General features: G+C 66.7%; 12 protein-coding genes. 4 read left to right on the top strand and 8 right to left on the bottom strand.

Translation table 11 applies throughout. From position 1 onward, the window contains the following. Nucleotides 1-10: 10 nt before the first annotated feature. On the bottom strand, nucleotides 11-1,270 hold the full coding sequence (locus FRZ61_RS16730) for a sarcosine oxidase subunit beta family protein (protein ID WP_151118801.1): 1,260 nt from the start codon (nucleotides 1,268-1,270) through the stop codon (nucleotides 11-13). Nucleotides 1,271-1,633: 363 nt separating this feature from the next. Between FRZ61_RS16730 and FRZ61_RS16735 the strand changes: the two genes are divergently transcribed. The 3 genes from FRZ61_RS16735 to pncA all read left to right on the top strand — a co-directional run bounded on the left by FRZ61_RS16735 (nucleotide 1,634) and on the right by pncA (nucleotide 4,457). Beyond that, nucleotides 1,634-2,626, top strand: coding sequence for a lipid A deacylase LpxR family protein (locus FRZ61_RS16735; protein WP_225308856.1), 993 nt, complete (start codon nucleotides 1,634-1,636; stop codon nucleotides 2,624-2,626). A gap of 62 nt (nucleotides 2,627-2,688) precedes the next feature. Continuing rightward, a complete protein-coding gene (locus FRZ61_RS16740; protein ID WP_151118802.1) occupies nucleotides 2,689-3,690 on the top strand; it encodes a lipid A deacylase LpxR family protein in 1,002 nt (333 codons plus the stop codon). Between the two features lie 125 nt (nucleotides 3,691-3,815). Next, nucleotides 3,816-4,457 carry a bifunctional nicotinamidase/pyrazinamidase gene (gene pncA / locus FRZ61_RS16745; protein ID WP_225308857.1) on the top strand — a complete coding sequence of 214 codons (642 nt, stop codon included), beginning with the start codon at nucleotides 3,816-3,818 and terminating at the stop codon, nucleotides 4,455-4,457. Between the two features lie 21 nt (nucleotides 4,458-4,478). Here pncA and FRZ61_RS16750 read toward each other — a convergent pair whose 3' ends face one another. The 7 genes from FRZ61_RS16750 to FRZ61_RS16780 form a co-directional block, all read right to left on the bottom strand. Then, nucleotides 4,479-5,192, bottom strand: coding sequence for an ABC transporter ATP-binding protein (locus FRZ61_RS16750; RefSeq protein WP_151118803.1), 714 nt, complete (start codon nucleotides 5,190-5,192; stop codon nucleotides 4,479-4,481). Beyond that, entirely contained in the window at nucleotides 5,189-5,929 is a 741-nt protein-coding gene (locus FRZ61_RS16755) for an ABC transporter ATP-binding protein (protein WP_151118804.1), read from the bottom strand. The genes FRZ61_RS16750 and FRZ61_RS16755 overlap by 4 nt, the downstream gene beginning before the upstream one ends. Then, a complete protein-coding gene (locus FRZ61_RS16760; protein WP_151118805.1) occupies nucleotides 5,917-6,912 on the bottom strand; it encodes a branched-chain amino acid ABC transporter permease in 996 nt (331 codons plus the stop codon). Before FRZ61_RS16760 ends, FRZ61_RS16755 begins: the two co-directional genes overlap by 13 nt. Continuing rightward, nucleotides 6,909-7,790, bottom strand: a complete 882-nt coding sequence (locus FRZ61_RS16765) for a branched-chain amino acid ABC transporter permease (RefSeq protein ID WP_151118806.1) — start codon at nucleotides 7,788-7,790, stop codon at nucleotides 6,909-6,911. The genes FRZ61_RS16760 and FRZ61_RS16765 overlap by 4 nt, the downstream gene beginning before the upstream one ends. A 244-nt stretch (nucleotides 7,791-8,034) precedes the next feature. Further along, the gene (locus FRZ61_RS16770) at nucleotides 8,035-9,375 is read right to left on the bottom strand and encodes an ABC transporter substrate-binding protein (protein ID WP_151118807.1); all 1,341 of its coding nucleotides are present in this window, start codon (nucleotides 9,373-9,375) and stop codon (nucleotides 8,035-8,037) included. A 139-nt stretch (nucleotides 9,376-9,514) separates the two neighbouring features. After that, nucleotides 9,515-10,993 carry a hypothetical protein gene (locus tag FRZ61_RS16775; RefSeq protein WP_225308858.1) on the bottom strand — a complete coding sequence of 493 codons (1,479 nt, stop codon included), beginning with the start codon at nucleotides 10,991-10,993 and terminating at the stop codon, nucleotides 9,515-9,517. A gap of 34 nt (nucleotides 10,994-11,027) precedes the next feature. Then, complete coding sequence (locus tag FRZ61_RS16780; RefSeq protein WP_151118808.1) at nucleotides 11,028-11,327, bottom strand: hypothetical protein; 300 nt, start codon at nucleotides 11,325-11,327, stop codon at nucleotides 11,028-11,030. Nucleotides 11,328-11,497: 170 nt separating this feature from the next. Between FRZ61_RS16780 and FRZ61_RS16785 the strand changes: the two genes are divergently transcribed. Further along, nucleotides 11,498-12,328 (top strand): FAD binding domain-containing protein, encoded by an 831-nt coding sequence (locus tag FRZ61_RS16785; RefSeq protein ID WP_151118809.1) that lies wholly within the window; start codon nucleotides 11,498-11,500, stop codon nucleotides 12,326-12,328.

Raw genomic sequence — 12,328 nt, forward strand, 5'->3', positions numbered from 1 at the left:
TCAAGCCCCCCTACTGCTTGTAGGTCCAGTTGCCGGAACCGTGATCGTCGAGCTCGCCGCCTTTCGCGAAGCGGTCGAGACTGAAGCAGCGGTTTAGCTCGTGCTCCTCGCCCTTCGCGATCGTGTGGGCGAAGGTCCAGCCCGAAGCCGGGATCGCCTTGAAGCCCTGATAGCACCAGCCGCCATCGAGATAGAGGTTCGGCACCGGCGTGCGGCCGATGAAAGGCGCACCGTCCGGTGTCATATCCATGATGCCGGCCCAGTGGCGCAGCAGCCGGAGCCGCGACACGCAGGGCATCAGCGACACGGCGCATTCGGCCACCGTCTGCACCTTCGGGAACTGGCCGCGCTGGCTGTAGTTGGCGAAGCCGTCGATATGGCCGCCGAACACCAGGCCGCCCTTGTCGGACTGCGAGATGTAATAAAGCTCGGCACCGAACGAGACGACGTGATGGACCAGCGGCTTGATCGGCTCGGAGACGAAAGCCTGCAACAAGTGGCTCTCCACCGGCAGCCGCAGGCCCGCCTTGGCGGCGATATGCGAGCTGTGGCCCGCGACCGCGATGGCGGTCTTGCCGGCGCGGATGCGGCCCTTGGTGGTGTCGATGCCGACCACCTTGCCCTGCTCCATGAGGAAGCCGGTCATCTCGCAATTCTCGATGATGTCGACGCCCAGATCGCTGGCGGCCCGCGCATAGCCCCAGGCGACGGCATCGTGGCGCACCGTGCCGGCGCGATGCTGGATGATGCCGCCCACGACCGGGAAGCGCGCCGCATCGCTATAGTCGAGATAGGGCAGCAGCTTCATCACCTCGCCGCGGTCGAGCAGCTCGGCATCGATGCCGTGCAGCCGCATGATGTTGCCTTTGCGCGCCAGCACGTCCATCTGCGAGGGATTGTGGGCGAGACCGATCTGGCCGCGCTGCGACAGCATCACGTTGAAGTTGAGCGTGTGGGAGAGCCCTTCCCACAGCTTCAGCGAGAACTCGAAGAAGGGCGTGTTGCCGCCGATCATGTAGTTCGAGCGCACGATCGTGGTGTTGCGCCCGACATTGCCCGAGCCGATATAGCTGCGCTCGATCACTGCGACATTCTTGATGCCGTGATTGGCGGCCAGGTAATAGGCCGAGGCGAGCCCGTGCCCGCCGCCGCCGATGATGACGACGTCATAGCTCGACTTGGGCGCCGGCGAGCGCCAGGCGCGAGGCCAGGGACTCGAGGGCTGCAGGGCATGGCGAAGGAGGGAGAGGGCCGAATAGCGTTTTGCCAAGGCGGGAACCCGGAATGCTTGCGTGCGCGGCCTGATAGGGACATGAGAGACGCGCCGGCTGTCAATAGCCTGGGGGCTGCCCCGCTGCTATGCCGTTCGCGACTTTCATTCCCACGGAACCGGCGGATGCCGGCCCCGCCGGGACGCGACCCGTTCCAGCCTCCCCTCCCAGCCCGGCCGCGACGGCAAGGCGCCCCTTCCCTGCCACTGGACGAAGCAGGATAAGGTTCCGGCATACTCGATCGCCGCTACCCCTTCCTGCTGTCCGGAGACGAGCTCCTGGCCCGAACCGCCCCCACGCGCCCGAATCGAGACCGGAACCGGCCCCGGGCTGGTTCCGGTTTCCTTTTGTCCGCCTCCCGCTTGTCCGTTTTCCTCGGCGGCTTGCTGCTCGTGGCGGTCGCTCCGGCCGCCAAGGCCGAGGAGCCGGCCGACCAGCATGAGGAAGCCGGCACCTTCAACCTCGTGCTCGAGAACGACATCGTCTCCGGCCTCGACCAGGACTACACCAACGGCATCATGCTTTCCTGGACCTCGGGCGCCGGCGACGCCCCTTCCTGGGCGGTCGATGCGGCGAACTGGCTGCCCTTCTTCTCCAGCGAAGGCACGGTCCGGGTGATCTACGGGATCGGGCAGAACATCTACACGCCGAGCGATATCAAGCTGGAGGATCCGCCGGCCGACGACCGTCCCTATGCGGGATGGCTCTATGGCTCGATCGGCCTGACCTCCGCGACCGAGACCCGGCTCGACCAGCTCAACCTGCAGCTCGGCGTCGTGGGTCCGGCCGCCCTCGCGCGCGAGACCCAGACCTGGGTCCATGGCATCATCGGCGCGGACAAGCCCCGCGGCTGGGATCACCAGCTCAACAACGAGCCGGGCGTCGTCCTCACCTATCAGCGCAGCTGGCGGGCCTTCATCTCGGGCGAGATCTGGGGCTTCTCGTTCGACGCCACGCCCCATCTGGGCGGTGCCGTCGGGAATGTCTTCACCTACGCGAATGGCGGCGCCACCCTGCGGTTCGGCTGGAACCTGCCCGACGATTACGGCCCGCCGCGGATCGAGCCCAGCCTGCCGGGCTCCGGCTTCTTCGAGCCGCAGGGCGATTTCGGCTTCTATGTCTTCGCCGGGCTCGATGGACGAGTCGTGGCTCGGAACATCTTTCTCGACGGCAATACCTTCACCGACAGCCGCAGCGTCCAGAAAAATATCCTGGTCGGCGACGCACAGGTCGGCATCGCCTTCACGATCCGGACGGCGCGGCTCGCCTATACCCATGTCTTCCGCACCCAGGAATTCAGCGGCCAGAACGACGCCGACAAGTTCGGCGCGCTCAGCCTCTCGCTCCGTTTCTGACCCTTGCCACAACGAAACGTGGCCCTACTCTCAACCCGGGGTTTCACAATCGGAGCGCGTGGATGGACCGGTACCGCTCGAGCCTTGTCGCGTGCCTCTACGGCGCTCTGATGGCGATCACGGCCGTCCCCGCCGTCCGAGCGAAAGACTCAGAGTTCGGCACCCTCAATCTCGTCATCGAGAACGATTCCTTCGCCGGCCACGACCGGGACTACACCAACGGCATCCTGGCTTCCTGGACCACCGGCCCCGACCAGACGCCGTCCTGGGCCAGGGCGGTGGCGCGCTGGCTCCCCTTCTTTTCCGAGGAAGGAACCGTCCGCGCGAGCTACGGGCTGGGCCAGAGCATGTTCACGCCCAACGATCTCTCCCTGGAGGATCCGCCGGGCGACGATCACCCCTATGCCGGCTGGCTCTATGGCTCGATCGGGCTCTTTTCAGAGACGCCCACGCATCTCGATCAGCTTCAGCTGCAGCTGGGCGTGGTCGGGCCCGCGGCCCTGGCCCGGCAGGCCCAGACCCTGGTCCATGAGGCCATCGGCTCGACCAAGCCGCGCGGCTGGGATCATCAGCTCGACAACGAGCCCGGTATCGTCATCACCTATCAGCGAAGCTGGCGCCTTCCCATCGCCGACGACATCATGGGCCTCGCCCTCGACGCCACGCCGCATCTGGGGGCGGCGCTGGGCAATGTCTTCACCTACGCGAATGGCGGCGCCACCCTGCGGCTCGGCTGGAACATGCCCGACGATTACGGCCCGCCGCGGATCGAGCCCGGCCTGCCCGCCTCGGGCTATTTCGTGCCGCAGGCGGATTTCGGATGGTATCTGTTCGCCGGCGTCGAGGGTCGCGCCGTGGGGCGGAACATCTTTCTCGACGGCAACAGCTTCCAGGACAGCCCCAGCGTCGAGAAGAACGTCCTGGTCGGCGACGCGCAGGTCGGCATCGCCCTGGTCTTCCGGACGGTGCGGCTGGCTTATACCTACGTCTTCCGTACGCCGGAGTTCAAGGGACAGGACGATGCCGACAAGTTCGGCGCCCTCAGCCTGTCAGCGCGCTTCTGACGGGGGAAACAGTCGGCGGACTCGACCGCATTTGACACCGGCGGATCGGTTGATCTCCTCCCGGCGGCGCCCTAGACTCCAGGGCATCGTCGCATTGGCATCAGGATTGCAGAGAGGATACCCCCGTGGCCGCGCTGAGGAAGGAGAGCCCCAACGCGGCTCTCATCGTCATCGACCTGCAGAACGACTTTTGTCCAGGCGGGGCGCTGGCCGTCAATGGCGGCGACGAGATCGTGCCGCTGGTCAACCAGCTGATCCGGTCCTTCGAGCATGTGGTGCTGACGCAGGACTGGCATCCGGCCGGTCATTCGAGCTTCGCCTCGAGCCATGCCGGCCAGGCGCCTTTCTCCAACATCCAGATGTCCTACGGCCCGCAGACGCTCTGGCCGGACCACTGCGTCCAGGGCAGCAGCGGCGCCGAGTTCCATCCGGGTCTCGCCTGGACCAAGGCGGAGCTCGTCATCCGCAAGGGCTTCCGCAAGGCGATCGACAGCTACTCGGCCTTCTACGAGAACGACCGCAAGACGCCCACGGGGCTTGCCGGTTACTTGCGCGAGCGGGGCCTGACCAAGCTGGCGCTGGTGGGCCTCGCCACCGATTATTGCGTCGCCTATTCGGCGCTGGATGCGGCGCGGCTGGGCTTCGAGACCACCGTGCTGATGGATGCCTGCCGCGCCATCGACCTCAGCGGCTCGCTCGCCACGGCCAAGCGCCAGATGCAGCTCGCCGGCGTCAGCCTGGGCGACGCGGCACGGCTGGTCGCCTGAGCCGGCGCGCCGACGCTCCGCTCAGGCCGGGCTCAATCCCACCCCCACATAGCGCTCGATCGGCGCCCGGTCGGCATGGAGGCTCGCCGCCGCCGCTATCTGCATGACCGTGCCGTTCTCGATGAAGGCGACGCGGTCGGCGACCGAGAGCGCGGCCCCGACCCGCTGCTCGACCAGGATCGTCGCCACCCCCTCCCGCTTCAGCAGCCGTACCGTCTCCAGGATGGCTGCGATCATGCTGGGCATCAGCCCTTCGGTCGGCTCGTCCAGCAGCAGCACGCGGGGCTCGAGGCAGAGCGCGCGGGCCACGGCGAGCATCTCCTGCTCGCCCCCCGAAAGCGTGCCCGCCGGTTGATGCAGCCGTTGCTTCAGCACCGGGAACAGCGTCAGCACGCGCTCGCGCGCCGCCTCGCCGCGATGGCGCGCCATCAAGCCGATCGTCAGGTTCTCCTCGACCGTCAGCTCGGCGAAGAGGCGCCGCCCCTGCGGCACATAGGCGATGCCACGGCGCGGGATCTCGTGCGCCGGCAGGCGGCTGAGATCCTCATCGCCCAGCAGCACGCGGCCCGAGCGCGGCCGGATCAAGCCCATGACGGTCTTGAGCGTCGTGGTCTTGCCGGCGCCGTTGCGACCCAGGAGGCACAGCACCTCGCCCGGCGCCAAGGTCAGCGAAAGGTCGCGGAGCACCTGGACCCGGCCATAGAAGCAGTTGAGCCTGTCGAGGGTGAGGATCATGTGCCGAGATAGGCCCTCCGCACCTCGGGGTTGGCCTGGATCTCCTCCGGCGTGCCTTCCGCCAGGATCCGGCCGTTGTCCATGACCGTGATGCGATGCGAGAGGTCCATCACCACCGGCATGTTGTGCTCGATCAGCAGCACCGTCGCGTCGGCCGCGATCTCGCGCACCAGCGCGCAGAAACCGACGATCTCCTCCTCCGACAGGCCTTGCGTCGGCTCGTCGAGGATCAGCAGCTTGGGCGCCAGCGCCAGCCCGATCGCCACCTCCAGCAGGCGCTGATGGCCGTAAGGCAGGGTCGAGGCCAGGACGGTCCCGCGGCCGGCAAGCCCCACCCGCGCCAGGGTCCGCTCGACCTTCTGCGCCAGTTCGGCCTCGCCGCCGCGGCAGGGAAGCCCGCGCTGGGCCGCCAGCGCCACATTGTCGAAGCAGGTCAGGTTCTGGAAGATGCTGGTGATCTGGAAGGTGTAGGCGATGCCGCGCTCGACCCGGCTCCAGGGTCGAAGGCCGGTGATGTCCTCGCCTTCGAACAGCATCTGGCCCTCGCTCGCCGCGATCCGGCCGCAGATCATGCCGACGAGCGTGGTCTTGCCGGCGCCGTTGGGCCCGATCACGGCGCGGATCTCGCCGCGCTCGACCGTGAGATCGACCGCGTCGACGGCGCGCAGGCCCCCGAAGCGCCGGCCGAGCCCGCGCGTGGCGAGCAGCACCGATGGCGCGCCGGTCACGGCAGCCATGGCAGCCATTTCTGGCGAACCGTGCCGAGGATGCCCTTGGGGAACCAGAGGACCAGCAGCACGAGCGCCACGCCGACGATCAGCATGTAGCTCGAGCTGTATTCGCTCGAGACATCGACCAGGTAGAACATCAGGGCCGTGCCCAGGAGCGGACCCAGGATCGTGCCCTGCCCGCCCAGCAGCACCCAGAGCAGCGGCAGGATCGAATATTGGATCCCGGCGAAGGTCGAGCCGACATAGGAGAAGAGCAGCGCATAGGTGGCGCCCGCTGCCGCCGACATGGTGCCGGAGAGCATCAGCGAGCCCAGCTTGTAGCGGAAGCTGTGATAGCCCAGCATCGAGACCCGGGCCTCGTTCTCGCGGATCGCGACCAGCACGCGGCCGATGCGCGAGCGGACCAGGAGGAGCGAAACCAGCAGGCAGAGCGCGAAGAGCAGCAGCGCCAGATTGTAGCGGATCGGCGGCGAGATCAGGCTGAGCGGCCCATCCTCGCTGCCGACATCCCAGCTCCAGGCGCTGAGATCGAGCACGAGGCCCTGGTCGCCCTGGGTGATGCCGTTGAAATAGAGCGTCAGCAGGAAACAGGCCTGGGCGAACATCAGGGTCACGATCATGAAGGAGACCCCGCTGGTGCGCAGCGCGATCAGCCCGACGCCGAATGACAGAAAGCCGCCCGCCGCGACGCCGGCCGCGAAGGCCGAGAACGGGTCGAATCCCAGGTAATAGACGGGAAGTCCCGCGCCATAGAGCCCGGCCGCGAAGAACATCGCATGCCCCAGGCTCATCAGGCCCGTATAGCCCAGCAGCAGGTTGAAGCCCATGGCGTAGCTCGCCAGGATCATGATCCGCGTGACGTTGCCATGGTCGTAGGCCGGCAGGACGAACTGCAAGCCGAAGAGCAGTACCAGCACCGCCAGATGCAGCCAGACCGGCCGCCGGTCGGCACCTGGCAGGGCGGCGACGGCGAAGGCCTGCCCGCTCATCGCGCACTCCGGGCGAACAGGCCCGAGGGCCGGAACACGAGCACCAGCGCCACCAGCAGCGTCGCGATGATCTTGGAGAGGGTTCCCGAGAAGAAGACCGAGAACATGCCGTCGGAGAGGCCGATGACGAAGGCCGCGATCAGCGTGCCACGCAGGCTGCCGAGCCCGCCGATGATGACGGTGATGAAGGAGAGCAGCAGGGGGTCGAGCCCCATCAGGTAATGGGCCTGCTGGATCGGCACCACCAGCACGCCCGCGACCGCGGCGAGCGCGGCGCCCAACGCGAAGATCAGCGAATAGACGCGGGCGACGGGGATGCCGAAATTCTGCGCCGTCTCGCGATCGAGCTGGGTCGCGCGCATGACGAGGCCGATGCGGGTGCGCATCAGGAGATACCAGGTGGTGAGCAGCAGCATGCCCGAGGCGGCGACCACCACCAGCTTGTAGCCGGAGTATCCGAACCAGGGAAACAGGATGCGGAAGCTGATCGGCGGCTGGACCGGATGCGCGTCCGGCCCGTAGATCGTCAGCACCAGCTGCTCGATGATGTAGAGCATGCCGATGGTCGCGACGATCGTCGCTTCGGGATTGTAGTTGAGCCGCGCCAGCACCAGCCGGTCGGCGCTCCAGGCGATGGCGCCCACCGCCAGCGGGCTCAGGATCAGGGCCAGCAGGAAGCCCAAGGCCGGCAAGCCGGGAACCAGGCTGCTGAAGCCGTAGGCCAGCACGGCGCCCAGCATGAAGAACTCGCCATGCGCGACATTGACGATGCGCATGACGCCGAACACCAGCGACAACCCCAGCGCCGTCAGCGCCAGCACGAAGGCGGAGACGGTTCCTTCCAGGAAGGCGAGGAGGAGATGGGGGCCGAGGCTCATGCAGCGGAAGGAGGGAGAGGCGCGCCGATCTCGCCTTTCAGGGTCGACAGTTCGCGGATCACCGAAGCCCCCTCACCCTACCCTCTCCCCCGCTCTGCGGGGGAGAGGAATGAAGTGTTTCATGCAGCGGCGATCTCGAAGAAAGTTCCTTCCTCTCCCCCTCCTTGGAGGGGGAGAGGGCAGGGTGAGGGGAGTCGCACTATTTGTCGCGATATCGAATTCCCGAACGACTGCTCCACCCGCCTTACAGCGCTTTCTTCGTGTAGTCCGTCTCCGGCTCGTAGAGCCCGTCCTCGATCGCGGTCTTGTGCACGACATTGAGCCTGCCACCCTCGACCTTCGAGATGAACTGGTGGCCGTAGCACTGGTGGAGCTTGCCGTTGAAGGTCTTGTCGCCCTGCGGATGCTCGTCGCTTTCCGGGAAGGCCGTCATGGCCTCGACCGCCTCGATCAGCTTGCCTTTCTGCGCGAAGGTCGATTTCTGATAGCCGCTCTTCTCCATGGCGGCCTTGATCACGTAGAGCGTCTCCCAGCAACCGAACATGTGCGAGTAGGTCGAAACTTCCTTCGGATCGGCCGTCGACGCGCCGTTGTCGTCGACGCCCACCGCCGCCCGGTAATGCTTGTCGAACTCGGACTGGTCCTTCTGCGCGTAGCGCGGGAAAGCCTCCCAGAAATAGGTCCCGTCCAGGAACTCGAGGCCGGGGCTCGCGAGATCGGTGGCTTCGAGCGAATCGATGAAGCCGAAGATCTGCGGGCGGCTCGAGCCGAAATGGTCGCCCATCTCCTTGACGAAGGTGAGGACGCCCGGCCCGACCATGACGTGATAGAGCACCTCGGTCTCGGCCGGGATCTGCGCGAAATATTTCGAGTAGGTCGTCTCGGTCGGCGCCACCGGAATGAGGGCCGTGATCGCCCCGCCCTGCCCCTGGATGGCGGCGGAGAAGAAATCGCGATGGTCGTAGCCGAACGCATAGTCCGGATAGATCATCGCCACCTTCCTGCCGAGATTGGAAGCGATCCAGGGCGCCATCGAGATCACCTGCGAGCGCACATCGGTGATGCCGGGCTGGAAGGTATAGCGGTTGAGGGCGCCCGAGGCGACGTGATGGCCTTCGCTCACCACGAAATAGGGCATCTTGAGCTGGCCCGCGGTGGGCGCCGAACCCATCACCACATGCGAGAAGAGCGTGCCGAACACGGCATCGACCTTGTGCTTGGTCGCGAACTTCTCGACCACCTCGGCGCCGCGCTTGGGATCGGTGCCGTCATCCTCGGCCACGATCTCGATCGGCCGGCCATTGATGCCGCCCGCGGCATTGATCGTCTTGACCGCGGCGTTGGTGGTCTGCTCGTACCAGCGTCCATAGGCGGCGCCGATCCCGGTGCGATGCACCTGGAAACCGAGCCGGATCGGCTCGGCGGCCTGCGCCTGGATATAGCGCATCGGCCCCGGTAGCAGGCCCGAGGCGGCGGCGGCACCCGCCGCAGCCCCCAGCCCCTTCACCAGGCCGCGGCGCGTGATGAGCGAGCGGCCGGCCTTGCTCGTGCTCCTGCTGGAATTTCCCTTCCGATCCGAAGTCATCGTCGCTCCTCCCTCGTGTTGACGCGATGCTCCCTTGCGCTCTTTCCGCGCGGGCACCGGTTCTTGTTATCGCGACTGTTGCGTGGAAATGAGATCACGCGACCTGGCAAAAGGCAATATGGCGGCGGCCTTTCCGGCCTCATCCCGCGTTCGGCGCCGAGAGCAGCCAGAGGCCGAACAGGGTGTAGGCGATCATGAACAACGCCAGCGGCCATTGGCTGGCGAAGACGGCGCGCCGGCCCGGCTGAAAATCGATCGCCATCAGATGCGACAGCAGCACCGCCAGCAGATGTGCCAGTACCACGGCCCCGGCTTGCAGCGAGAAGATCACCCAGACCGAGTTCATGTCCGAGAGAAAGGAGACCCAGACATGCGGTTCCTCCATCCCGAGGAGATGCCACTCGGCCTCGAACGGATCGTTGACCGAGAACAGCGCATATTGGGCATTGACCAGGAACGAGGTCAGGTAGTGGGCGAAGTGGAAGCCGATCGAGATGGGCAGGAGGGTCAAGACGAAGCGTCCCAACGTCGGCTTTAGACCGGTGCGCCCGCCGGCCTGCCGAAATCCCAAAGCAATCACCAGGAGATAGATCAGGCCCAGCGCCACCCACATCGCCAGAAGGCCCAGGCTGCTGGCCGGCATCACGGCGCTACGGCCCGGAAACTCCAGCGGATTGACGCCCCAGAGGCCCAGCCACCAGAAGGTCATCTTGAGCCCGTCGAAGGAGACGGTCGCGAGCGTCAGCAGGACGAACGCGGTGCCGTCGAGCGGCAGCGGCTCGCGCTGCAGCAGGGCGCGCCCCGGCAGGCCGAGTGTCAGGCGGTAGCGCCGGGGCTCGGTTGATCCGGCGGACACCGGCACCGGCTCTGCCTGGAACGGCGCCAGGAGCGCCACGAAGCCGAAGAAAACGGAGAAACATTCGGCCTTGGCGAGCCAGGCCCGCTCGCCGAACAGCGCCATCCCGGCCCAGGTGACGATCGAGTAGACAAGAATCGCATCCGCCAGGAGCGACGGATCGTCCGGTGCCGGCTCGACCAGCTCGAACCAGGCAAAGCCGAGAAAGAACAGGATGGCCGGCCCATAGCCGAGCCAGGCGGGGTAGCGCCACAGCCCTTCCCCTTCTCGCCGGCCCATCAACCGGCGGACCAGCCGATAGGGGGCGAGCCAGGGATTGAGGCCATGCCAGAGATTGCCGAAGAGCGCGTGGGCGATGGTGAGTCCGCCCCACCAGAGGGTCCAGACGAAGAGCGGCAGCGGGTTCTCCAGGGGATCGCGGCTGCCATACCAGCCGGTGATCAGCAGAAGGACGAGGAGGATGAAGACGGCGGCGCTGACGCCAACACGCGGGATGGCCGGCCAAGTGCCGAGATCGAGCCGGCAACCGATCCACCGGCGCAGCCAATCGTTGGGCACAGCCAGCAGCAGAAGGAAGGAAACCGCGACGGCCAGCGCACCGCCGACGATGTAGTAACCGGTCGGCAGCAGCAGCACGATGCCCTTGTCCGAGGCATGCGCCCAGGCGGGACCGGCGGCCATGGCCAGGAGGAACAGCCCCAGGAGCAGGCGCGGAACCCAGCTTACCCGGCGGGCTTCGAGCACCGGTCCGTTGATGGGCATGATCGCTCTCGGGCGAAGTGACAAGGCGATCAGATTAATCGGCGTTTTCGGGGTGCGTCGAGGCCGGCGCCGACTTTTTAATGCAAACGAGATCGCCGAGCGCAGCGCTGCCGCTGCAGACCCAGTCGCTATCGAGTTCCGCACCGACGCCACGGTAGGGATCCGGACTGGCAAAGAATTGCCAAGTCGCGAACCCCGCTCCCACAATCAGCGGAATCGAGAGCAAGGCGTACAGCCGGAAGCGCCGCATTTCGCACCATTGATAGGCATCAACGGCCCGGAAAACAGCGAGGCCGGCACAGATACCGAGAAAGACGACAGCCAGGATTTGCACGGTATGGCCCCACCACCATCCTTGCGTGCGGCTACATTGACTGAAGCGCGGATCGACGAACAGCCCCGGCTTGACAGCCTCCCCTCACCCGCAGATCATTTGTATACGAACTAATTGCCCCCTCTCGGAGGAGCGGCCGGTGGAGAGACGGGCCCCATGACCTTTTCGTCATGTTCCTGAGACCGAAAAGCCTGCGCGAGGCGGTCGAGGCGCTGGCGACGCCGGGAATCCAGATCCTGGCGGGCGGCACCGATTTCTACCCGGCGCTGGGCGACCGGCATCTCTCGACACCCGTTCTCGACGTCACCGGCATCGGCGAGCTCTCCGGTATCCGCGAAGAGCAGGACGGCGTCCGCATCGCCGCCGGCACCACCTGGAGCGAGCTTGTGGCGACGCCCCTGCCCCGCGCCTTCGACGCGCTCAAGGCCGCCGCGCGCGAGGTGGGCTCGATCCAGATCCAGAACCGCGGCACGATCGCGGGCAATCTCTGCAACGCCTCGCCTGCGGCCGACGGCGTGCCGCCGCTCTTGGCGCTCGATGCGGAAGTCGAACTGATGTCGCGCGCCAGCACCCGCCGCCTCCCGCTCGCCGCCTTCATCACCGGCAACCGCAAGACCGAGCGTCGCTCCGACGAGCTGGTTTCCGCCATCCGGGTGCCGCACAGCATCGACGGCCCCTCGGTTTTCCTGAAGCTCGGGGCGCGGCGCTATCTGGTGATCTCGATCGCGATGGTCGCGGCGATCCTCGAGGACGACGGCCAAGGCCGGATCGCCCAGGCGCGGATCGCGGTGGGCGCTTGCTCGGCCGTGGCGCGCCGCCTACCCGAGCTCGAGGCCGCCCTGCTGGGCCTGCCCATGAAGCCCGGCATCGGCAGCAAGGTCGCGGTCTCGCATCTGGCTGCGCTCTCGCCCATCGACGATATCCGCGCCACCGCCGCTTATCGCCGCGATGCCGCGCGCACGCTGGTGGCGCGCGCGCTCGAGCAATGCGCGGCGGGCTGA

Source organism: Hypericibacter adhaerens, assembly GCF_008728835.1.
Taxonomy (GTDB): Bacteria; Pseudomonadota; Alphaproteobacteria; order Dongiales; family Dongiaceae; genus Hypericibacter; species Hypericibacter adhaerens.

Coding starts and splice junctions, on each gene's coding strand:
- FRZ61_RS16785 (WP_151118809.1), top strand. CDS start 11,498: ATGTTCCTGAGACCGAAAAGCCTGCGCGAGGCGGTCGAGGCGCTGGCG.
- FRZ61_RS16775 (WP_225308858.1), bottom strand. CDS start 10,993: ATGCCCATCAACGGACCGGTGCTCGAAGCCCGCCGGGTAAGCTGGGTT.
- FRZ61_RS16750 (WP_151118803.1), bottom strand. CDS start 5,192: ATGATCCTCACCCTCGACAGGCTCAACTGCTTCTATGGCCGGGTCCAG.
- FRZ61_RS16760 (WP_151118805.1), bottom strand. CDS start 6,912: ATGAGCGGGCAGGCCTTCGCCGTCGCCGCCCTGCCAGGTGCCGACCGG.
- FRZ61_RS16740 (WP_151118802.1), top strand. CDS start 2,689: ATGGACCGGTACCGCTCGAGCCTTGTCGCGTGCCTCTACGGCGCTCTG.
- FRZ61_RS16765 (WP_151118806.1), bottom strand. CDS start 7,790: ATGAGCCTCGGCCCCCATCTCCTCCTCGCCTTCCTGGAAGGAACCGTC.
- FRZ61_RS16755 (WP_151118804.1), bottom strand. CDS start 5,929: ATGGCTGCCGTGACCGGCGCGCCATCGGTGCTGCTCGCCACGCGCGGG.
- FRZ61_RS16770 (WP_151118807.1), bottom strand. CDS start 9,375: ATGACTTCGGATCGGAAGGGAAATTCCAGCAGGAGCACGAGCAAGGCC.